Raw genomic sequence first — 20298 nt, forward strand, 5'->3', positions numbered from 1 at the left:
GACCTATAATTCGTAATTAGACAGATGAAAAAAATAGCATTTTTCCTCAGCGCTATCCTCGTGTTTGCTACGATCTTTACATCGTGCGACATAACGCGCTTGCCCGAAGGGACTCCTCTGCAGGAGCCTTTCCAGGATATCAAGATGGCAAAGCAGAACCGAGATGCCGTCTATGCGTTACTTATTGGGGTGGAGTCTCCCAATAATCTGAATTCTGCAGATATACAGACAGACCTTTTCCACCTTACGCAACTTGATAACAACTCTCTCAAAGGGCTTTATACCTGGCAGGAGCAGTCTGTTCTTGATCATGATAATATTAATTCTTACTACGCTGCCTACTATAGAACGTTGATGCAGGCTAATTACTTCATTATGCGTGCGGAAGAGCTTATTGCTAGCGCTGAGTATAAGACTACAGACGAAGAGAAGACTCTCCTCAAGCAGTACATCGGAGAAATTAAGATCATGCGTGCTCTTGCACACTGGCGTTTGATCCAACGTTTCTCTAAACCTTGGGATGGCACAACAGATAATGACGAGCAATCGGGTATTATCTTGATGAAGCAGTATGATCCTCTCAAAGGGGCTAAATCTAAGAAGGCAACACGTGCAGAAGTTTACAAGGCTATGATTGAAGACCTTGATTTTGCTATCGCTAATATTTCCGATGAAGCTAATAAGGATGTAAAACCAGCTATCTACCTCACTCGCGACTATGCTTACGCTATAAAGGCTCGTGTATGTCTTACAATGCACGATTGGCAGGGTGCTGTAGATGCTTGCAATGCTTTCATGGATAAGTATCCTATCAATGTTGATGGAGATGCTGCTGCTAAGACGAAAGCTCTTTCTTCGATTTGGCATACTGAGGACAGCCCTGAAATTCTAGTTCGTCTCCGTGCCACGGCCCAAGATGGAGCTGTTCGCAGTTCTCTCCTTGCTGGTAGTCATCAAGAGGGTTATAGCAATCCTAGGGACTATAAGGATAAGAGCAGGGCTTGGTTTATCTACTATACTCCTTATCTCGTGTTGGAGAAGTGGGTTGTAGACCTCTATTCTGCAAATGATATTCGTAAGGAAGTGTACATCGGTACGAAGGGATTTTATCGTGATGATTGGCCTTTTAAATTCAATACTCTCACAAAGTATTCAGGTAATAAGGCTCTTGATACAGACAAGAAAGTCCTCGAATTCAAGTTTGGTGTTCACCTTTTCAATGTAGCTGAGGCATACCTTATCAAGGCAGAAGCTCTTGCTGAACTTGGAAAGACTTCAGATGCTGCCGAAACCATTGTTAAGCTTGAGAAGTCTCGTCTCTCCTCGGGATATCCTGATCCCCTAGACTTTGGTACGAAGGATGAGGTGCTGAAAGAAATCCGCAATGAGCGTGTACGTGAGCTTGTGGGTGAAGGTTTCCGTACCAACGACCTTGTACGTTGGGGGATGGGCTTCAAGCGTAGTGAACCTCAAACTGGTGGTCTTGCTAGTGCTGGGGAGCAGATCTTTGGTACACCTCATGCTGTACAAGAAGTTGGCAAGGATCTCGAAAAGCAAGCTAGTGATAAGATGTTCATTTGGGAATTCCCTCTCCGCGACCGCGAGAACAATGAGAATCTCCAGAACTTCCGTAACTGGCGTTAAGATTCTTTTTGAGGGGCTAACGCATATCCCGCTTCCCTGCTAGGGGAAGGGATTTGCCTCCTCTCCGATACTTACTAAAAAACTCTCCCTCTCTCTTGTAGAGTGGGGGAGTTTTTTTTTATTTTACAGGTCTAAGGAGGTGGAGATTTCCTTCCCGAGAAGCCTATTGGGCTAGAGGAGAAAAGAAGAGAAAATAAGGGGATAGAGCAGAGTAACACAGGAGGGGAGGGGATGTTTTTTTTGTTGTATCTTTGCCCAAGTTATGCAGAAGAGAAACTTCGTTCACCCTTTGTTTGTGGGCTTATTCACCTTTCTTTGGATAGCTCTACCCCATTCGTCCCTCCGGGCGCAGTCTTTGGAGGAGCTTATCGTAGCTTTACCTGAGGGTACAATCCCCTTTTTGGATGTTGAGGCTCGCGAGTCTCTGCTAAAAGCCGAGCCTACGCAGGAGGTGGAGGTACAGGCCTTGGGGGCTCTTCTCGTACTCAAGGTGGAGGATCGAACCAAGCGTTTCCTTTCTTTCGGAACGGGAGTACTTTCTTTTGAGATGGTTGCTTTACCTCATAGTGGAGGGGATATCCTTTGTTGTATTGCCACGATAAAGGAGCCGTTTGTCTACTCAAGCATTTCCTTTTTCAATAAACGCGGCGAGACGCTTCCGCCCGAGAGCTTTCTGCCGAGCTGCCCTATAACCGATTTGCTTTTACCTGAAGCATCCGATCAAGATAGAGCAAAAGTTTTTGGGCTTTCGCGCTATATTTTTTTCTCTTCTAGCGAAGAAATTTTGAATGTCTCGCTCGTGCCGGAGAGTGCTCCTACGGAGGAAAAAAAAGAGCATTGGCGCACCCTACTACGTCCGGAACCCCTTCGTCTAAAGTGGAGGCGTAAAGCTTTTCAACTTAAGTAACCCCCGAATCCGTTTGGAGAGATAGCTCTTTAGTTTTATATGCAAGCCCTTACTTCTAAGCAAAAAAAACTCCTTATTGTAGCAGCTTTTGTCGTTGTTATTTTTCTCTTGGGGTTGTTATTCTTTTCTCTTCTCTCTAGGGAGCGTCGCCATTTGGATAAGGAGAAAAAAGAACTTGTGGAGATGGAGCGCGCCAAAATGCAGGAGGAGCTTTCCATACTTGAGGAGGAGTTTGGCATTCAAGCACAGAAGATCCGTGGAGCTTCCGGCTATGGAGAGCCCCGTTTGCACATAGTTTCCGATTCTCTTCTCGATCAATTGGGGGAGGCTCAAGCTAAGATAAATAGGCTTACGGAGGAGCTACGCGCAGTAAAAGATACCGATGCTAAGCGCATTAATGAGCTGTCTCAGGAGATTACGTCGCTTCGCAAAGTTTTACGATCCTACGTGGAGCAGATTGATTCGCTTCAGAGAATCAATACGGAGTTGCGGGAGGAAAACCAGAAAATGAGCGACCACATAGAGGCGACCGAGGCAGAGTCTCGTAGACTGGCCGGGGAGAAAAATTCCCTTACCGCCCAAGTAGCTCGTGCTGCACGTCTCGAAGCTCAAGGTCTACGGACTGCAACTCTCGACAAACGAGGGCGTACCACTCAGCGGATTGAGAAGATACAATCAATAAAGATAGAGGGGGCTATTGCGCGTAACGTTACGGCACAACCCGGGCGACGTATCCTCTATTTACGCATCCTTAATCCTAACGACCAGCCCCTCGCCGGGGATGGAGCCGCCTTCAGTTATGAAGGGAGCACGTTACATTCTTCGGCTTCTAAAGAGATAGAATATGGCGGGGAAGACCTACCCTTCGTGCTCTATTGGAATGTGGCGGAGACCCTGCTTGTGGGTACTTATCGTGTGGAGTTGTTTGCCGATGGATCGCTGGTCGGGCGCACCTCTTTTACCCTTCGCGATTAGTCTCTAGGCGTGAGGCGAGAGAGCCTGTCTACCGAACGCTCTCTTTGGAGCAACCCATACATCTTGATTTATCCTATACCCTCTCAGCAAAAAAAGAGGTACTTTTGTGCGTTAAGACAGCAGTGCACGTCAACGCAGTATGAGTACAGAGCACTTTGTGTGGAGTAATAGGATAACTGCCTTTTTGCTACTCTTCTTCCTAATCTTGGGAGGAGGGTGTACGATGCGTCGCCCTTCGGTTTCTTCTTCGCCTGCTGTTTTACCCCATGAAACCCCGAGAGACACTCTTACTTTAGCTTCTGATTCTTCTTTGTCTTCTGCCCCTATCTTACCGGAGATTACTACCGAAGTAGGCAAAGAAGCCCCCCTCGGACTAGATTCTCTTCCTCCTGATTCTTTGGGGAGACCGGCTGCATTGCCCGATTCTTTACCCGCTACGATACTTCCGGGTAGCTTGTCAGAAAAAAAGGAAGAACCGGATTCTCTCTCCACTCCTCCCGAGGGGCAAGAAAAACCTGTTGTACTGGAGAGTGTGATCGAATTTGCCGCAGAGGATTCTATTGTGATGCTGGGGCAAAATCGTGTTTACTTCTTTGGTAGGGGCAAGGTGGACTATCAGTCGATGAACATACAGTCCAACTTCATGCATATCAATACGGATAGCTCAGAGGTGCATGCTCAGTATGTGTTAGATAGTGTAGGACATCCTATAGCTTACCCCACCTTTACGGACGGCAAACAGAAGTTTGAGAGTGAGACGATGCGCTACAACTTCCGGACGGAAAAGGGCTATATAACGGGCATTCTCACCCAGCAGGGTGAGGGCTTTTTGATGAGTGATGAGGCAAAACGCATGCCCGACAATACCATGTATATACAGGGAGGACGCTATACCACGTGCGACAATCATCTCAATCCACACTTCTATCTCCAGCTCACAAGAGCCAAAGTTGTCCCCGACAAAAACATAGTGGCAGGTCCCGCTTACATGGTAATGGGGGGAGTTCCTCTCTATCTTATTGGGTTGCCTTTTGGCTTTTTCCCTTTCAATGAGCAACGCACCTCCGGGCTTATCATGCCCTCCTATGGAGAGGAAGCAGATCGAGGTTTCTATTTGCGAGGCTTGGGGTTGTACTACGCTATCAACGACTATGTGGATCTGACGGCTCGTGCCGATCTTTATACCAAAGGCTCTTGGGGACTTTCGCTTGAGTCTAATTACCGACGGCGTTATATGTATTCGGGGCATTTTAGTGCAGGCTACGTCTCCACGTCTCGGGGGGATAAACAGATCCCGGGAGACTACTCCAAGAGCAAGGATTTTACCGTCAATTGGTCGCATACGCAGGATCCAAAGGTAGATCCCTTGCGCACGTTCTCGGCAAGTGTCAACTTTTCTACGAGTAGTTACAATCACAATTCGATAGATAGGATGTACGATCCCGACCGTCGTGCCGAGAATACAAAAGGATCTAGCGTGAGCTATTCTCGTCGCTTTACCAGCATCCCTCTCTCTCTTACGGCTGCGCTCAATATCGACCAGCGGTCGCGAGACTCTACCCTGTCGGTATCGCTACCTAACCTTTCTGTTTCGCTCAGTACGATTTACCCGTTTAAGAGAAAAAAACGTGTGGGCAAGGAACGTTGGTATGAGAAAATCTCGATGAGTTATTCGGGCTCTTTCCGTAATAGCATTACGACCAAAGAGAATCTTATATTGCAGAGTAGCCTAGTGCGGGACTGGCGTAATGGGATGCAGCATAGTATCCCCATATCTGCCTCCTTCGACCTCTTCGACTACATTCGTATTACCCCTTCGGTGAACTACAACGCCAAGTGGTACACGAGCCGCAGTACTATGCGCTACGACGACGAAAAGAAACGCTTGGTGGATGCTGATACCACTTTTGGTTTCTATCATATCAATGACTTCAGTGTCTCCCTCTCTGCCTCCACTACGCTGTACGGATTCTATAAGCCGTGGAAAATCTTTGGAGATAAAGTGCAGATGATACGGCACCGCATTACGCCCTCTGTCTCGTTGGGGTATACCCCCGATTTTAGCGATCCTTTCTGGGGATATTACCGCACGGTGCAGTATACAACGCCCGAGGGAGAGTGGCGCGAGGAACCCTACAATCTCTATCGTAACGGTATCTTCGGGGCTCCCGGTCGAGGCAAGTCCGGCGCACTTTCGTTCAGTTTCTCCAACAACTTGGAGATGAAAATCCGTACCCTCAAAAGTGACTCTACGGACAGCGAAGAGGCCTTTAAGAAGATTAGTTTGATCGATCAACTTGATTGGCGAGCAAGCTATAACATGATGGCGGACTCATTGCGTTGGAGCAATATTTCCGCTTCCATTTCTTTTCGCTTTTCGTCCCGTTTTTCATTGCGCTTGAGTGGGGAGTTTGATACTTATCTCTACGATTACCGCCTCGATTCAAATGGGAAACCGATTCCCTTCCGCGTTGATAAACTTCGTTTGCTCAATGGTAAAGGCTTTGGCCGATTGATTGGTACCGGCACCGGCTTTAGCTATCAATTTAACAATCAGAGCTGGGGTAAACTAGTGGCATTCTACCATAAAGTATTTAAGAAGAAAGGTAGTGATGCTCCTGAGGAGCCACCTTTGGGCGATACTTCGGCACCTAGGAACGACGCTTCTCCTTCGCAGACCGGCCCCATCAATCTAGCCGGGGAGGGAGTTGTGTCTCGCCAAAGAACGTCGGAAGAGATCCTGGGAGAGCATGACGCAGATGGGTATGTGTTGTGGAATTTCCCTTGGAATTTCTCTTTCAATTACAGTATGAACCTAGGCTATGACCGTGCGAATTTTGATATGGAGCGCAAAGAGTTTCGTTATAAGTTGACTCATAACCTAAGTTTCCGTGGGGATTTTAAGCCCACAAAGAACTGGTCGTTTATGTTTGATGCCAACTATAACTTCGATCTCAAACGTATTACCAATATGACCCTTTCTATCTCGCGCGATTTGCACTGCTGGCAGCTCTCGGCGAGTGTTATCCCCATTGGTCCCTATAAGAGCTATACGATTACTATCGGTGTTAAGTCGCAGCTCCTCAAAGATCTAAAGTATCAGCAGAGCAATCTCACAACGAGCAATAATGTCTCTTGGTATTGATTCCCCTTTTATTTTATCCGCTACACTATGAACGTTTACGAGCATCTCAAGCAGAGAATCCCCCCTGTAACTCTCAATCTTATCCTTATCAATTTACTGATTTGGTTGGCACAGATTGTTTTTCTTCGCCTTGGTTTCGACCTCTCGCAGGTGCTGGGGCTCAAGTACTACGCGGCGGATTCGTTCTACCCCTTTCAGCTTTTTACTTATGCTTTTTTGCACGATACGAGTAGTTTGGCTCATATCATCTTCAATATGTTTTCGCTCTTCATGTTTGGAGGGGCGGTGGAGCAGCGGATGGGGTCGTGGCGATACCTATTCTTCTATGTAACCTGTTTGGTTGTTGCAGGAGTCTGCCAAGAGATCTTTTGGTTTACGGAGTTGCACGATGTTGTTTCCTCAGGAGCTGAGATGATTAACCTTAACGGAGTACAGACGCTCTCCCTACGTAGTTTCTTAAACCTCTTTGTAACCATCGGAGCTTCGGGTGCTGTGTTTGGCTTGCTCCTTGCTTTTGGGATGCTTTTCCCGAATGTCCCTATGTACCTTTTCTTTATTCCTATTCCCATCAAGGCGAAGTATATGGTGATTGGTTATGGGCTTCTGGAGCTTTTCTTGGGTATCTCTAGTTACGGCGATGGCGTTGCGCATTATGCCCATCTAGGTGGGATGTTAGGCGGCTTGGTGCTCTTGCTCATTTGGAGAAAGAAAGGAGTTGTACGATGAACCGCCCGAGGTATATCACATCTTTGCGTGCATTTTGGCAGCAATCATCTCCGGCATCCCGCCTGATTAGCATAACGGTAGGATGGACGCTCCTCCTTTGGATTCTCAAAATTGTACTTCAACTATTGTCCGCTCCCTCTTCGTGGATCGACGTCCAGCTCGCTCTTCCTGGGAGCCTTTACACCCTAGGGCACAGACCTTGGACGCTCTTTACCTATATGTGGTACCACAACGACCTCGGTCATCTCGTGGTAAATATGTTGCTTCTGTACATCTTTGGACGCCTTTTTCTGGTCCATCTCACCTCCCGACAATTCTATATTGTCTACATCTTGGGAGGGGTTTTAGGAGGCTTCCTTTATCCCTTGCTTTTTTCGATTCTCGATGCCGTGGGGCTCTTTTATATCCATCTGCCCCTTTACGGCTCCTCGGCAGCCATTCTTTCGTTGATTGTAGCAATTGGAGGTTACTGCCCAAAAGAAAAAATCAGATTCCTTTGGGTTGGATCCCTCTCCTTGTACGTTGTAGCTCTTATTTTTGTTGTAACGTCGTTGTTATTCAATCTGAATAGGAATGTTGGGGGCTCTATTGCTCATATTGGGGGAGCTGTGTGGGGATTGATTTTTGCTCGTTCCCTAAGGGGTGGAGTAGATGTTACGCGCCCGATAGCCCTCTTGTGTGATCGGGTAGCTTCGCTTCTAAAGGGACGAAAAACGACCTCTCGGGGAGGAAGCTCTCGGCAACAACGTCGAGAAAAAGCATCTTCGACTCAATCCTCTTTTGACGCGGAAGATAGCACTTCCGCTCACTCTTCGTCGGTCGATTCTTCCCCCAAGGCTTCGGACGGTCCCACCCTAGAGGAGGTGCTTGACAAAGTGAAACGCTCGGGCTACAGTGCTCTCTCCGATGAAGAGAGAAGCCTGCTTTTCGATAGACCTTCTTGGCAAGACGCCCCAAAAGTCTAATTATTTTGCTAGCTTTGTACTACCTTCGGATAAACTCCGGAGGAGGGCTTTACTAAGTTGTAAAGCACAAGGCTACATGACGCAAAGATCCGATATTACACCCCAAGAGCAGACGGCTCGCCACACCCTTAAACGGCTTTCGAGACCTAGGAATACAACTCAAAAAGCATCTTCGTCTCGAGCTTCTCGCTGTCGCAGTTTTTGCTACAATCTCTTTCATTCGGTCTCGTGGCTCATCAATCTCTTTTTGGTGGCATTGCCCTACCTCTTGGCTCTTTTGGGGCAGTACCTCTCGCCCCGATTTTTCCTCTTTCCGGCCTATTTGGGATTGGCTTTCCCTTTTTTACTTTCGATGGTTGTGCTCTTCTTGCTTTTTCGCCTTGTGCGGAGGCAGTGGCGCGGCTTCATCTTTAATTTCCTTCTACTGGCTCTCTCGTGGTGGAGCATCCGGTCGTATATCCCTTTACATCCTACGCCCTCAGTAATTCCACCTCATGCCGTTAAGGTTTTGTCTCTTAACTGTCAGGCTTTTGCTTACGAGAAGCATACTGCGGATAAACCCAACCCCACTCTCCGGTACATTAAGGATAGTCATGCCGATATTGTTTGCCTGCAGGAGGCGGCCATAATGCGCGATGATTCTCCCTACGTCTCTGCTAAAAAGATTACGGAGTACCTACCCGAGTACCCCTATGTAGTTACGCGCTATGCCCAGGGAGACCGAGGTACTAGTTTGATGCTTCTCTCTAAATTCCCCGTGCGCAATACGCGTATGTTGCCCCTAGAGTCTACCTTTAATGGCGGCATTGCCTATACGTTGGACGTAGCAGGTCGGGAGCTAACAGTATTCAATTTACACTTGGAGTCTTTCCGTCTCACTACAGAAGATGGAACACGCTACGCTCGTCTTGCTCGAGAGATAGAGGCTGTTGCCCTCAAAGAGCAGATGGAGCAAAAGTTGGGCCCTGCCTTTCTTAAGCGCGCTAAGCAAGCTGACCGCGTGCATGTAGAGATTATTCACGAGAAGACGCCTTACATACTGGTCTGTGGCGATTTCAATGATACTCCTATTTCGTATGCCCACCAGCGTATCGCTTCCGGCCTTATAGATGCTTATGCTTCCACGGGTTGTGGGACGGGGTATAGCTTTACCTTTAAACGCTTGGGCTTCCGTATCGATCATATCTTGCATAGTCGCAGGGTTAAGTCCTACAATTGTAAGGTGGATAAATCTGCAACGATAAGCGACCATAAACCCTTATCTTGTTTTATCTCCCTCGAGTAATTTTAATTCCCTTTCCCCCTTGCTATGGAGCCTACACCCCAACATAAGTTACGTGGTTTGCTGATTGCCGGTACCTCTTCGGTGGCTTTCGGCTTTATCCCCCTTTTTACGTTGCCTTTGATGGCGATAGGGTTGCGTACCCCCTCCATCCTTACCTATCGCTTTTTGTTTGCAGCCCTTGCCATGTTTCCTCTTTTGCTGTACAAAAAGATTGATCTTAGGCTCACAGCGCGAGAAATCGGGGTTTTGCTCTCTTTGGGACTTGTCTATATTGCCTCAGCTATGGGGTTGCAGTTGGGGTATCATTATATGCCGAGTGGGGTGGCCACAGTAGTCCATTTTACCTATCCAGTCTACGTTATTTTACTCATGTTGCTCTTCTATAGGCAAAGACCTACGAGGATTATGATTCTAGCCATTCTCCTTGCTTTTTTGGGGGTGCTGTGCCTCTCGGGCTTGGGATTGGAGAAGGTGGATCGGCGATTTTTGATAGGGATGCTCATTGTCGCTCCTACGGGGTTGGCGTATGCCTCTTATATGGTTATTGTCAATAAGAGTGTGGTGCGTACGATGAATAATATCAAGCTTAGCTTTTATGCCCTGTTGGCTTGTGGGAGTGGATTCCTAGTGATTGCCCTCTTTTGGGGAGGCCTGCAAGGGATTCCTTCGCTTGAGGCCTGGGGTTTGACTATCGCCCTTGCGATTATCCCTACAGTGGTTGCCAATATTACACTGGTGGAGGGGGTAAAGCTGATTGGCTCTACTATGAGTGCCATATTGGGAGCCTTGGAGCCTCTAACCGCTGTAGTGATTGGTTTTTTGGTTTTCGACGAGGTGCTAACCCCTTTGCGTCTTGTGGGTATTCTTCTTATCATCCTTTCGGTACTCCTTATTGCCCTCTCGGGGCGTATTGCCTACTTTCTCAAGGTTTCGCACCTGCGCAAGAGGCATCGTTAGTTCCTCTGCTTTTTGGGAGACGATAGAGCCCGAAGAGAATAATAAAGAGACTTGCCTCGCTTTTGTAAAAGAGTGGGGCGAGTCTTTTTTTGCCTGTCGGCGTAATCTTTTCAGGCTAGAATGTAGTCGCCTTTCTGCCCAAAACTTTTTTATTTCTTAGGTGAAAGTGGAATGACATTCTGGGCAGGAGCGGAAAATATTTCAGCCCGCTCCCTTTTCTCTCTTCCGCTAGAGGGGGGGCTTCCTCCAGATAAGAGATCGCTTCTTATAGATCAAAACCTCAGGCATAGACCTTTCTAATGCGTTAGCCCTGACATATGTCCTGTGGGGCAATTTTCATAACAAAAATGTACCTTCGCAGAAGATCAATGAGTTTCGTTTTTAATAATGTGTAAAAGAGCTATTATGATGATTAATGAACAACTTTTTTCGCTTTACCGCTCTCACTCTGCTGGTATCAATGTTTTATATGATGAGCTTGATGCACAAGATGTAACAGCCTATGAGGGACCACTATTGGCATACTGTTGGGAAGATCAGTATTTGAAGTCTAAGTACAAATTGGTAGTGATTGGACAGGAGACACATGGGTGGTACGATGATTACATGAGGTCGGATGAGAATATTCGTGAGGCAATGGAGTATACCAAAGGCTTTGATATGGGAAGAGGGTACAGATCTTTTTTTTTGGGGACTATGCCCACCAGTTCAATTATGACTTGAACGGCTTTGATGACCTGAACTTTATCTGGATGATCATCAATAAGTTTGGCAGAGTGTCAGAAGCTGGTAGGCCAGATCAGAGAGTTCTAGATAAGGAAGTGGAGCACTACAATATACTCGCTGAAGAGTTGGCAATATTGAAGCCTGATGTATGTCTTTTCTTTACGGGGCCTTACTATGATAACGATATTCAGCGGAAGTTGCCCGACGTTAGTTTCCAAAAGTTCGGGGATTATGAGTTGAACCAAGTCGCTCAACTCTCCTCGGCACATTTGCCCAAGCACTCCTATCGGACCTATCACCCAGGTTATGGTAATCGGCATTCCAATGAATATAAAGACATGCTTGGGGCTATACTTGAAGAGTGTAAGAGGTGAGATAGACAGCTTTCTTATGTATAGTGTTGAGGTCTATACTCCAATGGAGAGATAGCCCAAGTTTCACGGCGGGAGACGGGTGATGGTTGCTGGAGGCGGGGTATGGGCGTTGGGTTATGGACCTTGTATCCTATAGATTTTAATTCCCCTAAATGGGGCTTCTCGTAACCCTAGTTTGTGTAAATCTCGGAGGCTTGCTGCGAGGGCTTGCTATATTGTCGTATTTGTGCCCTTTTGCTAAGAGGGTTGACGCTCTCTGCGCTCCTCTCCCTCAGCTTCTTGCTCTTTATCCATTCTGCCTAGTCAAGACGATTTTGCACGCTGTTAGACAGTGTTAGTTGCAAGTCAAGCAACTCTTGCTCTTTGAAGATTTCTTGCAGGCGGTGGAGGATTAGGGATTTTTCTGTGGAAAAATAGCTGAGACTATTGCAGAATCAAAAAGTATTTGTACCTTTGTCACCGCAATTTGGGATAGGGGTATAGGTCCTTGAGAAAGACGCCCCATTAGATTGCTTAGGGTTATGGCCCTTTCGTCTATCGGTTAGGACGCAAGGTTTTCATCCTTGAAAGAGGGGTTCGATTCCCCTAGGGGCTACCAAATAATTAAATAGCAAAGTAAGAAGAATAAAGAGAAATGGCAAACCATAAGTCATCACTGAAGAGAATCCGTCAAACTAGCTCTCGTCGTCTGCACAATCGTTACTATGGTCGTACGACCCGTAATCAGATTAAGCGTTTCCGCATGCTTACAGACAAGGATGAAGCTAAGGCGTTGCTTCCTAAGGTGAGCTCTATGATTGACAAGCTCGCTCGTGAGCGCATTATTCATAAGAATAAGGCGGCTAACCTCAAGAGCAAGCTCGCTCGTCAGGTTAATCGCATGATGGCTGCTTAATAGCCTTTAAGGAGTATAGCATCCGCCCGAAAGGGAGAGAATAGAGCTCTCGATCGGGAGGAAGTTACCAGAAGAGGGGAGAGAGGGAGTAGATTGCTCGGCAGTTCTCCTCCTCTTTATAATAGCAGTCGTGGCTTTGATGGCCCTTTCGTCTATCGGTTAGGACGCAAGGTTTTCATCCTTGAAAGAGGGGTTCGATTCCCCTAGGGGCTACAAAAGAAGGTAGAGAAGCCTCTCAACGTTGGGTTGAGGGGCTTCTTTTTTTGTTTTCTCTTGTGTTTTTTTGTACATTTGCGAGGTAGACTTATAAGTTTGTAGTTCTTTCTTTTCCTTTATGTGTAGAAGGAGGTGCCTTTTGTTTTTATCCTAAGGTATTATTCTTCTCTTTCTGTGTTTTAGGGGGATGAAGGTATGTAGGGTTCACTTAAACATGTGAGTTGTATGAATACAAATGGAGTAGCTTTATCCGTATTTTCTCAGTCAAGTAATCGCTCTTTTTTCCTACTTCTATTGAGTTTGTTGGGGATGATTGTCTCCAGTTGTAGTCCCTCGGGGGGTGGCTCCGAGCCTTTACCTCTTTTTACTCTCTCCGATACTCTTGTGCAGTTGGAGGTGGGAATGGAATTTACCCTCAAAGTAAATGTCCCTACTCAGGAGATTGAAAGTGAAGTAAAAGACCCCAATATAGTTTCGATTGATCAGAGGTTGTGCATTAAGGCTCTAGCAGAGGGGAGTACAGAGATCCTTCTCAAATACAAGGGTTCTCGCCAAGTAGTACATGTGTCGGTGGTTGCTCCTGCGTTTGATCAAGAGCGTTTTCCAATGCTGCCTTGGCTCAAAATGAGGGTAACAGAGGAGGCCGTGAAAGCTTGGGAAGGGAAGCATGGAGGCGAAGTTTTCCTTAGTGGGAAGGTGCCCGATAGCGAGGATGAAACTTATATAACCTTCCGGATTAACGAAAAAAGCTATCCCTTTAGGGAGTATTTCTTCGAGAGAGGAGTATTGGTTGAGAGCCGTGTATATGCAGATGATTATGAGGAGTATTGGACCCTTGACGAAGGGGGTAAGCCTACCCCTAATGCCCAAGATCTTATTTCTCAATGGGGCTTTCGCTTTTATGGCTACAACAACGAGAATGTATATCCTACCGCCGTGGGGTGGAGTGCTGCTCTCCGCTTGATGTGCTATTATGGTCCTAGAATCAAGGCAGGGAAGACCTTTATGATGTTCGATTTTTTCGAAAGTGACGAGCCTTCCGTAGTGCCTGATGAACCGAAGGAGGCGACTTTTCTTTTGACTCCAACCCCAGGAGGGCCATCATCTCTCTCCATTATGATTGAATCTCTAGATGCTTTTACGATAGATTGGGGAGATGGGAAAAAGAAAGAGTACCCTGCAGGGAATTACGAACTTGAGAAGACGATTAAAGGAACGATCCTTGGTACGACTTTGCGTGTAGTGGCCCCTAATGCAACCTCTTTTGGAGTCTTTGGCGCGAAATTAGATGACATAATTATAGGAGAGGCCTCCAAACTCGAAGAGCTTCGTCTTATTGGAAGCAATCTACAGCAGTTAGACTTGAGCAAGTGTCCTGCCCTGCGTTTTCTCTCTATCGGGAATAATAAATTGAAGTCTCTGGACCTCAGTCATAATCCAGATTTAGAGGAATTGCACTGTTATAAAAACGAGATTTCCCATCTAAACTTATCATCGTGTCCCAAGCTCAACCTTCTCTATGCTCAAAAAAATCAATTGCAAGAGGTGGATTTATCAGCGAACCTCGCCCTGCGTAACTTGGCTTTGTCCACAAATCCATTGCGCAGTATAGACGTGAGTAGACACACTTTGTTAGAGGAATTAACGCTCTCTAATACACAATTAAAGACCTTGGGAGCATTGCCTCCTCTCTCCCATCTTCTTACCCTACAGCTCGCTCGGGTAGGGCTGACAACCGAAGAGTTGAACGCCATATATACTGCATTGCCCGATGCAAGGGGTATCCCCATCGCAGATGATGAGAAGCCTTGGAAGTGTGTACTTAATCTGCGAGAGATCCCCAATGCTGCCAAGAGTTCTCTCCAGATTGCTAGAGACAAGGGTTGGAATATCCAGCAATAGACACAAATAGTCATACTTTATAAAACATTTTTCATGATGAAAAAGCAAGTACTCTTATCACTTATCTTCGGGCTATTTGCCCTTGGATGTATCTCAAAAAGTTGGGCACAACACCCCAAGGCCCCTTTGGCTATCGGTCTCTCCACAGAGAATAAAACAGACGAGCTAACCTTGACGATACAAACGATAAAGCCCATTAAGATCAAATGGGGCGAAGTAGAAAAAGACTACACCCCAGAGCAAGTGGCCGAAGCCGGAGGCGAGCTATCGGGTACCACCTCCACGGGGCGCATCGTGATTTATTATTTCGACAAAGACGCCATAACTTCGCTTTCGGTTGCAGGTATGTCACTTACATGCGTAGACTTCTCTGGTATAAGTGCGATTTCTGAATTCTCTGCTCCCGACAACAAGCTCACGTGGATTGCGCTTGAGCAATGTCCCAATTTGACCTACCTAAATCTCTCTCGTAATAAGTTTGAAGAGATGTTTGGAACGTACTTCAAGAATTTGGAAGATCTTCGTCTGGATGGCTGTGGACTGAAATCCTTTAATCTACGACACTGTCCTAATCTCCGCAATTTTAGTATTAGAGACAACGAATTTACGGAGCTGGATCTCTCCATACTCGAAGATTTGGAAAGCATAGAATGCAGCAAAAACAGCCTTGCGGGGAGCATTGACTTCTCTGTTTGTCCCAAACTCAAGACTATAAAGGCAAAGGGAAACCAGCTGACCAACATTAATATTTCGGGTCTTTCTTCCCTCGTTAAACTAGAGGTTGATGGGAATGAATTGCTCGAAGTAAAAGCAAAGGACAACTTGTCGTTGGCCATTGTAGACCTTACAAACAATAAGATGGATGCGTGTGCTCTTGACGATCTCTACCGAGCCCTCCCCAAAAAGGCGCAGAAAATCACCGTTGGAAAAGACCTGCTCGTAAAGAACAACCCCGGTGCCAAGACTGCCAAAAGTAGCCTCGCAGAAGAAAACAATTGGGTGATAGACCAGAAGGGGGATGGTACCGGATGTGAGAAGGCTTTGGGAGAGCTCCCGACGTCTAGCGCTCCATATGCTTTTGCCTATGAGGGGAAAATCTGGGTTGTTACCCCCGCTAGTGGTCATGCTGCAACTCTGTATACTCTTGATGGGAAGCACTTAGCTACTCAATCTGTGCCCTGTGGTACGGCTTCTCTCTCGGCTACACTTGCCTTGGGTAATTACCTCGTGGTTGTAGGGACTGAGGGCAAAGAGCCTGTGACCATAAAGGTGATTTTGTAATATCTTTGGACTTAGGATTTATAGCATAGGTGGCCCGTGCATCCCAAGAGGAGCAGAGCGGCCTATGCTTTTGTGTTCCTTGATGGAGCGTATGGCCGGGTGGATTAAAAGATTGTTGTATCCCTCATGGGGGCTGTCCACTTCCTTGTTGCAAAGGAGGTTTGCTCAGCGCATTGTAGTGGTAACGGGGGCTTCGAGAGGGATCGGAGCAGCCCTAGTTCGTCTTCTGCAATCCTATCGGGTTCATTTCGTTTTAGTGGCTCGCTCGGAGACCGAATTGCAGCAACTTGCCCAAGAGGTTGAGGCTTTGGGAGCATCAGCGGAGTGCTACGCGGTGGATCTTCGAGAGCGAGAGGCACTTCGTGATCTTTGCCGGATTCTTGCGGAGCGTTACCCTCGAGTGGATTATTTCTTCGCCAATGCCGGAAAGTCGATTTGCCGCTCTTTGGAAGACTCTCAGGAGCGTTTGCACGACTTTGATCGCACAATTGATCTAAACTATCGTGCTGTGGTTTACTTGGCACAAGCGCTCTATCCGTCCCTTGCAGCTACTAGGGGAGTACTTGTTTATACCTCTTCGGTAAGTCTATTATACCCACCGGCTCCCCATTGGGCCGCCTACCATGCGTCAAAAGGGGCTGCAGATATTTGGCTGCGTACAGCTCGTGAGGAGTGGGCTTTGCGTGGAGTGCGCGTACGCATTGCCTACATGCCCCTTGTACATACCTCCATGGCCGACGTTAACCCTCGCTACGTTCATCTCCCCGGCTACACCGCGGAGGAAGCGGCTACTCGGCTTATCCACTTGGCTGTTGGGCGGAGATCTTCCTATGCTCCTTGGTGGGCTCGTCTCTCTTCTCCCTTGTCTTTTCTCTTTCGTAGGGTCGTAACCTATGCCTACCGACGTGTGTCTCACTGATATCCCTTTTAGCCCGATATGCACCAACCAACCTATTCCCTCTCTGCGGCTCTCCGTCAATTGCATTTTATTACCCCTCGGGGGATTGTTGCATGGGTGAGGGCTTTTTTGCGAGATGGAGTCTCTCTTATGACGCTCTTAGGCTACGCTGCCACCATTTATCCTCAGCGAGAAGCTCTCCTCTACGAGGGGCAATCTCTGACGTATCGGCAACTTTATCAAGAGGTTCTGCGTCTCGCGTTTTGTTTTCGGGAGAAGGCTTATTGCAAGCGAGGCGGGCGAGTCGCTCTTCTCTGTCGCAATCACCTAGAGTTGGCTCTCCTCTTGCCAGCCCTCTCTCGCTTGGGGATAGGAGTCTATTTGCTCAATACCGATATGAGTGAAGAGCAGTTGGTGCGTTTTCTCGTGGAGCGGAAGTACGATCTTTTGATCCTAGATGAGGAGTTTCGTCAGCGTTATTTCTCCGACAAAGAACCGCCCACTACCCTCCTTACCACGGAAGAGCTGAGTAGAATGCACTCGGAAGACGACGGAAAGTCTCACCGCTCTTTGCCCCGGATTGGCCGAGGGACCGAACTCTCCGTGCTTACGGGTGGGTCAAGTGGAAGCTATAAATCGGCAGGTCGTCGCCCCTCTGCGATCAACTTTTTACCCCCTTTGCTTGCCCTCATTCGCTCAATTGGCATTCATCGGGGGAGTACAACCTACCTCGCATTGCCCCTATTTCACGGCTTTGGTTTGGCAACGTTGTTCGTGGCTTGGGTGATGGGAAAACGAGTTTGGCTTACCCGCCGTTTTCGTGCCGAGGAGGTTTTGGAGGGGATTGAGCGCTACGGCGTGGATGTTTTGCCCATAGTACCCGTAATGCTTGCTCGTATGATGCTTTTGCCTCAGGCTGCGAGTAAAATGAAGAGTTTGCGCTGCATTATTTCCGGAGGAGACCGCCTCGATCGCAAACTTGTAGCACAAGTGCATCGGGAGGTCGCCCCCATCATTTATAATCTCTATGGCACGTCAGAAGCCGGATTCTTTCTTCTCGCAACCCCTCAGACTCTCGATGCCTATTCTGAAGAAACGACCTTGGGATATCCTATTCGCGGGGTGCGATGTAGGGTACGCAACTTGGATTCGGAAAGGGTAGGGGAGCTATGGGTCTCTTCGCACTGGGCCATGCAGGCAAGGCGCAATAGCTGGCAGGCAACCGGAGATCGGGTGTGGTGCAGTAAGGAGGGGGCTTATTTCCATCGGGGGCGGGTCGATAGGATGGCGGTCTGTGGCGGAGAAAATATTTATCCAGAGGTAGTGGAGCGTGTGATTGAGAGTCATCCCGAGGTAATTGCAGCCCAGGTGTATACGATCCCTCATCCCGAATTCGGTAGCGTGCTAGCCGCCCGTGTCGAGCTTTCTACGGATTCTGTGCTTACGGCAGAGGTGCTTTCCTCTTGGATCAAACCCAGGCTCTCTCGGGCGGAGTATCCCCACAAAATTGAGTTCGCCCCTCTAAGCATGCTCTCTACGGGTAAGAGGTCTTCTCTTTAGAGGTGAGTTTTGCCACGTCTATCCTCCTCTTTTGTTGAGCAGATGGGCTTTGTTTAGCGTGAGTTGCTTACCTTTGTAGAGCATAGCGGAGGGCTTGTAAAGACAGAGTTCTCCCTCGGAGAAAAAGATAATGTGGATAATAACGACGATAGCACTAGGTTTCTTGATTGGGGTTTTGGTCTCTGCTCCTATGGGGCCCGTGGGGGTACTCTGTGTGCGTCGTACATTACATCGTGGGCGTAGAGAGGGTTTGATCACGGGCGTAGGAGCCATGATTAGCGATTTGCTCTACGCTGCCGCCTCCTACAAAGGGATTACAATGGTACTCGATTTTATCTACCGATACGAGTTCTTTTTGCAGATTCTCGGAAGCCTTGTGGTGCTCGCTTTTGGTATTCATATGTATTTCTCTCTCCCGAGTTACGATGTAGTAGATGATGGAAAGAGTAAAAGTGCCTGGAAGCTGATGACCTCGGCCTTCTTCTTTGCCTTGGGCAATCCGCTTATTGCCTTCGTGTATATGGCCTTTTATAGCCGCTACAATTTTGTGCCCGATACCCCCACTCTAGGCTGGCACTTTGTGATAGCAATGCTCTCAATAGCCCTAGGGGCGATCTCTTGGTGGTTTGTAATTACCTACCTTGTACTGCGCCTCAAAGAGAATGTGTCGGTGGGGGGCTTGAGGATTTTCAATAAGATATTGGCCCTTGTCTTTATTGGAATCTCTCTTGTTGGGCTAGCTATGTGCTTGATTAAGTTCACTTAATTCCTCTCTGACGATGCAACGTAATTGGCATTATTATCTTGGGGTTTTGCTGACGATTGCATTAGCTGCAATTGCCGTCTGCCTTGCTAAGATTCCATTTATCACAACTCTACATCTATCTCCTTTGATTATCGGTATCGTACTCGGGCTTATCCTTGCCAATACGATACGGAGCCGTTTACCCGAGGGGATGACTCCCGGATTGAAATTTGTGGGGAAGCGCATTTTGCGTCTTGCAATAGTCTTTTATGGTTTCCGTCTTACGCTCTCGGATGTATGGGCCGCAGGCTGGGCTACCCTCTTAGTCGATGCCATTGTAGTCTCTTCTACCCTATTGCTAGGAGCAATGGTGGGGCGTTGGCTCCGTCTAGACAGAGAGACCTCTATGCTAACCTCTGCGGGAAGTGCCGTTTGTGGGGCTGCAGCCGTATTGGCTAGCGAACCGGTTGTGGGCGCTAATTCTGCCAAAACGGTGGTAGCAGTTTCTACGGTGGTTTTGTTTGGAACGCTCTCAATGTTCCTATATCCCGTCCTCTATCAATTGGGAGTGTACCATATGAGCGATGCCCAAGTTGCGGTATATACAGGGTCTACTCTGCACGAAGTAGCCCATGTGGCGGGTGCGGGTGCTGCTATGCAGGCATCCAGTGTGGCAAGTACTTTTGACATTGCCGGCACGGCCACCATTACCAAAATGATACGAGTAATACTCCTCGCCCCTGTACTTATTGTGCTGGGGCTGTTCTTCCAAAAGGGGAACAAGGGAGAGACTCGGGCTACAAAACGTATTACTATCCCTTGGTTTGCCGTTTGGTTCCTTATCATTATCGGGCTCAATACACTCCTGCTCTCCTTAGCTTCTACTTATGGTTTAGAAGATACCTATGCTTCTGTGCGAGGTATTATTCGCTGGGTAGACGACTTTATGCTCACCATGGCTATGGCGGCTATTGGTACAGATGCCGTATTTGCTCGCTTCCGAGAGGCAGGATTTAAGCCCTTCGCTCTCGCTGCCGTGCTCTATATTTGGCTTACGGTAGGGGGCTATTTTTTGGTAAAACTTATTGTCTAGTAAT

At 47.6% G+C, this 20298-nt stretch carries 17 protein-coding genes and 2 tRNA genes; all 19 read left to right on the plus strand.

Translation table 11 applies throughout. From position 1 onward, the window contains the following. Positions 1–24 precede the first annotated feature (24 nt). The 19 genes from POREN0001_RS00160 (at position 25) to POREN0001_RS00250 (ending at position 20294) form a co-directional block, all read left to right on the plus strand. Entirely contained in the window at positions 25–1644 is a 1620-nt protein-coding gene (locus tag POREN0001_RS00160; protein WP_004332068.1) for a RagB/SusD family nutrient uptake outer membrane protein, read from the plus strand. 262 nt (positions 1645–1906) lie between these two features. Beyond that, complete coding sequence (locus POREN0001_RS00165; RefSeq protein WP_004332111.1) at positions 1907–2551, plus strand: DUF3256 family protein; 645 nt, start codon at positions 1907–1909, stop codon at positions 2549–2551. Positions 2552–2590: 39 nt separating this feature from the next. Further along, entirely contained in the window at positions 2591–3526 is a 936-nt protein-coding gene (locus POREN0001_RS00170) for a hypothetical protein (RefSeq protein WP_004332148.1), read from the plus strand. 139 nt (positions 3527–3665) lie between these two features. Beyond that, a complete protein-coding gene (locus POREN0001_RS00175) occupies positions 3666–6671 on the plus strand; it encodes a putative LPS assembly protein LptD (protein WP_224208865.1) in 3006 nt (1001 codons plus the stop codon). Between the two features lie 27 nt (positions 6672–6698). Beyond that, positions 6699–7397, plus strand: coding sequence for a rhomboid family intramembrane serine protease (locus POREN0001_RS00180; RefSeq protein ID WP_004331986.1), 699 nt, complete (start codon positions 6699–6701; stop codon positions 7395–7397). Beyond that, positions 7394–8362, plus strand: a complete 969-nt coding sequence (locus tag POREN0001_RS00185; protein ID WP_004332083.1) for a rhomboid family intramembrane serine protease — start codon at positions 7394–7396, stop codon at positions 8360–8362. Before POREN0001_RS00180 ends, POREN0001_RS00185 begins: the two co-directional genes overlap by 4 nt. Before the next feature lie 76 nt (positions 8363–8438). Continuing rightward, the gene (locus POREN0001_RS00190) at positions 8439–9647 is read left to right on the plus strand and encodes an endonuclease/exonuclease/phosphatase family protein (RefSeq protein WP_004332136.1); all 1209 of its coding nucleotides are present in this window, start codon (positions 8439–8441) and stop codon (positions 9645–9647) included. A 24-nt stretch (positions 9648–9671) separates the two neighbouring features. Continuing rightward, on the plus strand, positions 9672–10604 hold the full coding sequence (locus POREN0001_RS00195) for a DMT family transporter (RefSeq protein WP_004332296.1): 933 nt from the start codon (positions 9672–9674) through the stop codon (positions 10602–10604). A gap of 405 nt (positions 10605–11009) precedes the next feature. Beyond that, complete coding sequence (locus tag POREN0001_RS00200) at positions 11010–11327, plus strand: hypothetical protein (protein ID WP_004332046.1); 318 nt, start codon at positions 11010–11012, stop codon at positions 11325–11327. Positions 11328–11425: 98 nt separating this feature from the next. Next, positions 11426–11704 carry a hypothetical protein gene (locus tag POREN0001_RS00205; protein ID WP_147286668.1) on the plus strand — a complete coding sequence of 93 codons (279 nt, stop codon included), beginning with the start codon at positions 11426–11428 and terminating at the stop codon, positions 11702–11704. A gap of 523 nt (positions 11705–12227) precedes the next feature. Further along, positions 12228–12302, plus strand: a tRNA-Glu gene (locus tag POREN0001_RS00210). 36 nt (positions 12303–12338) lie between these two features. Then, positions 12339–12599 carry a 30S ribosomal protein S20 gene (rpsT, locus tag POREN0001_RS00215; RefSeq protein WP_040579855.1) on the plus strand — a complete coding sequence of 87 codons (261 nt, stop codon included), beginning with the start codon at positions 12339–12341 and terminating at the stop codon, positions 12597–12599. Between the two features lie 141 nt (positions 12600–12740). Continuing rightward, positions 12741–12812 (plus strand) — tRNA-Glu (locus POREN0001_RS00220). Between the two features lie 228 nt (positions 12813–13040). After that, positions 13041–14717: a leucine-rich repeat domain-containing protein gene (locus tag POREN0001_RS00225; RefSeq protein WP_004332168.1), complete on the plus strand. Its 1677-nt coding sequence runs from the start codon at positions 13041–13043 to the stop codon at positions 14715–14717. Between the two features lie 33 nt (positions 14718–14750). Then, on the plus strand, positions 14751–15998 hold the full coding sequence (locus POREN0001_RS00230) for a leucine-rich repeat domain-containing protein (RefSeq protein ID WP_004332285.1): 1248 nt from the start codon (positions 14751–14753) through the stop codon (positions 15996–15998). Positions 15999–16062: 64 nt separating this feature from the next. Further along, on the plus strand, positions 16063–16917 hold the full coding sequence (locus tag POREN0001_RS00235; protein WP_004332159.1) for an SDR family NAD(P)-dependent oxidoreductase: 855 nt from the start codon (positions 16063–16065) through the stop codon (positions 16915–16917). Between the two features lie 18 nt (positions 16918–16935). Then, entirely contained in the window at positions 16936–18456 is a 1521-nt protein-coding gene (locus POREN0001_RS00240) for an AMP-binding protein (protein ID WP_004332146.1), read from the plus strand. 130 nt (positions 18457–18586) lie between these two features. Beyond that, a complete protein-coding gene (locus POREN0001_RS00245) occupies positions 18587–19222 on the plus strand; it encodes a LysE family translocator (RefSeq protein ID WP_004332099.1) in 636 nt (211 codons plus the stop codon). Between the two features lie 13 nt (positions 19223–19235). Then, the gene (locus POREN0001_RS00250; protein ID WP_004332117.1) at positions 19236–20294 is read left to right on the plus strand and encodes a YeiH family protein; all 1059 of its coding nucleotides are present in this window, start codon (positions 19236–19238) and stop codon (positions 20292–20294) included. Positions 20295–20298 lie beyond the last annotated feature (4 nt).

The organism is Porphyromonas endodontalis ATCC 35406 (assembly GCF_000174815.1).
Taxonomy (GTDB): Bacteria; Bacteroidota; Bacteroidia; order Bacteroidales; family Porphyromonadaceae; genus Porphyromonas; species Porphyromonas endodontalis.

Excerpts from the sequence above, each read along its gene's own strand:
- POREN0001_RS00160 (WP_004332068.1), top strand. The coding sequence starts at position 25 with ATGAAAAAAATAGCATTTTTCCTCAGCGCTATCCTCGTGTTTGCTACG.
- POREN0001_RS00165 (WP_004332111.1), top strand. The coding sequence starts at position 1,907 with ATGCAGAAGAGAAACTTCGTTCACCCTTTGTTTGTGGGCTTATTCACC.
- POREN0001_RS00170 (WP_004332148.1), top strand. The coding sequence starts at position 2,591 with ATGCAAGCCCTTACTTCTAAGCAAAAAAAACTCCTTATTGTAGCAGCT.
- POREN0001_RS00175 (WP_224208865.1), top strand. The coding sequence starts at position 3,666 with ATGAGTACAGAGCACTTTGTGTGGAGTAATAGGATAACTGCCTTTTTG.
- POREN0001_RS00180 (WP_004331986.1), top strand. The coding sequence starts at position 6,699 with ATGAACGTTTACGAGCATCTCAAGCAGAGAATCCCCCCTGTAACTCTC.
- POREN0001_RS00185 (WP_004332083.1), top strand. The coding sequence starts at position 7,394 with ATGAACCGCCCGAGGTATATCACATCTTTGCGTGCATTTTGGCAGCAA.
- POREN0001_RS00190 (WP_004332136.1), top strand. The coding sequence starts at position 8,439 with ATGACGCAAAGATCCGATATTACACCCCAAGAGCAGACGGCTCGCCAC.
- POREN0001_RS00195 (WP_004332296.1), top strand. The coding sequence starts at position 9,672 with ATGGAGCCTACACCCCAACATAAGTTACGTGGTTTGCTGATTGCCGGT.
- POREN0001_RS00200 (WP_004332046.1), top strand. The coding sequence starts at position 11,010 with ATGATGATTAATGAACAACTTTTTTCGCTTTACCGCTCTCACTCTGCT.
- rpsT (WP_040579855.1), top strand. The coding sequence starts at position 12,339 with ATGGCAAACCATAAGTCATCACTGAAGAGAATCCGTCAAACTAGCTCT.
- POREN0001_RS00225 (WP_004332168.1), top strand. The coding sequence starts at position 13,041 with ATGAATACAAATGGAGTAGCTTTATCCGTATTTTCTCAGTCAAGTAAT.
- POREN0001_RS00230 (WP_004332285.1), top strand. The coding sequence starts at position 14,751 with ATGATGAAAAAGCAAGTACTCTTATCACTTATCTTCGGGCTATTTGCC.
- POREN0001_RS00235 (WP_004332159.1), top strand. The coding sequence starts at position 16,063 with ATGCTTTTGTGTTCCTTGATGGAGCGTATGGCCGGGTGGATTAAAAGA.
- POREN0001_RS00240 (WP_004332146.1), top strand. The coding sequence starts at position 16,936 with ATGCACCAACCAACCTATTCCCTCTCTGCGGCTCTCCGTCAATTGCAT.
- POREN0001_RS00245 (WP_004332099.1), top strand. The coding sequence starts at position 18,587 with ATGTGGATAATAACGACGATAGCACTAGGTTTCTTGATTGGGGTTTTG.
- POREN0001_RS00250 (WP_004332117.1), top strand. The coding sequence starts at position 19,236 with ATGCAACGTAATTGGCATTATTATCTTGGGGTTTTGCTGACGATTGCA.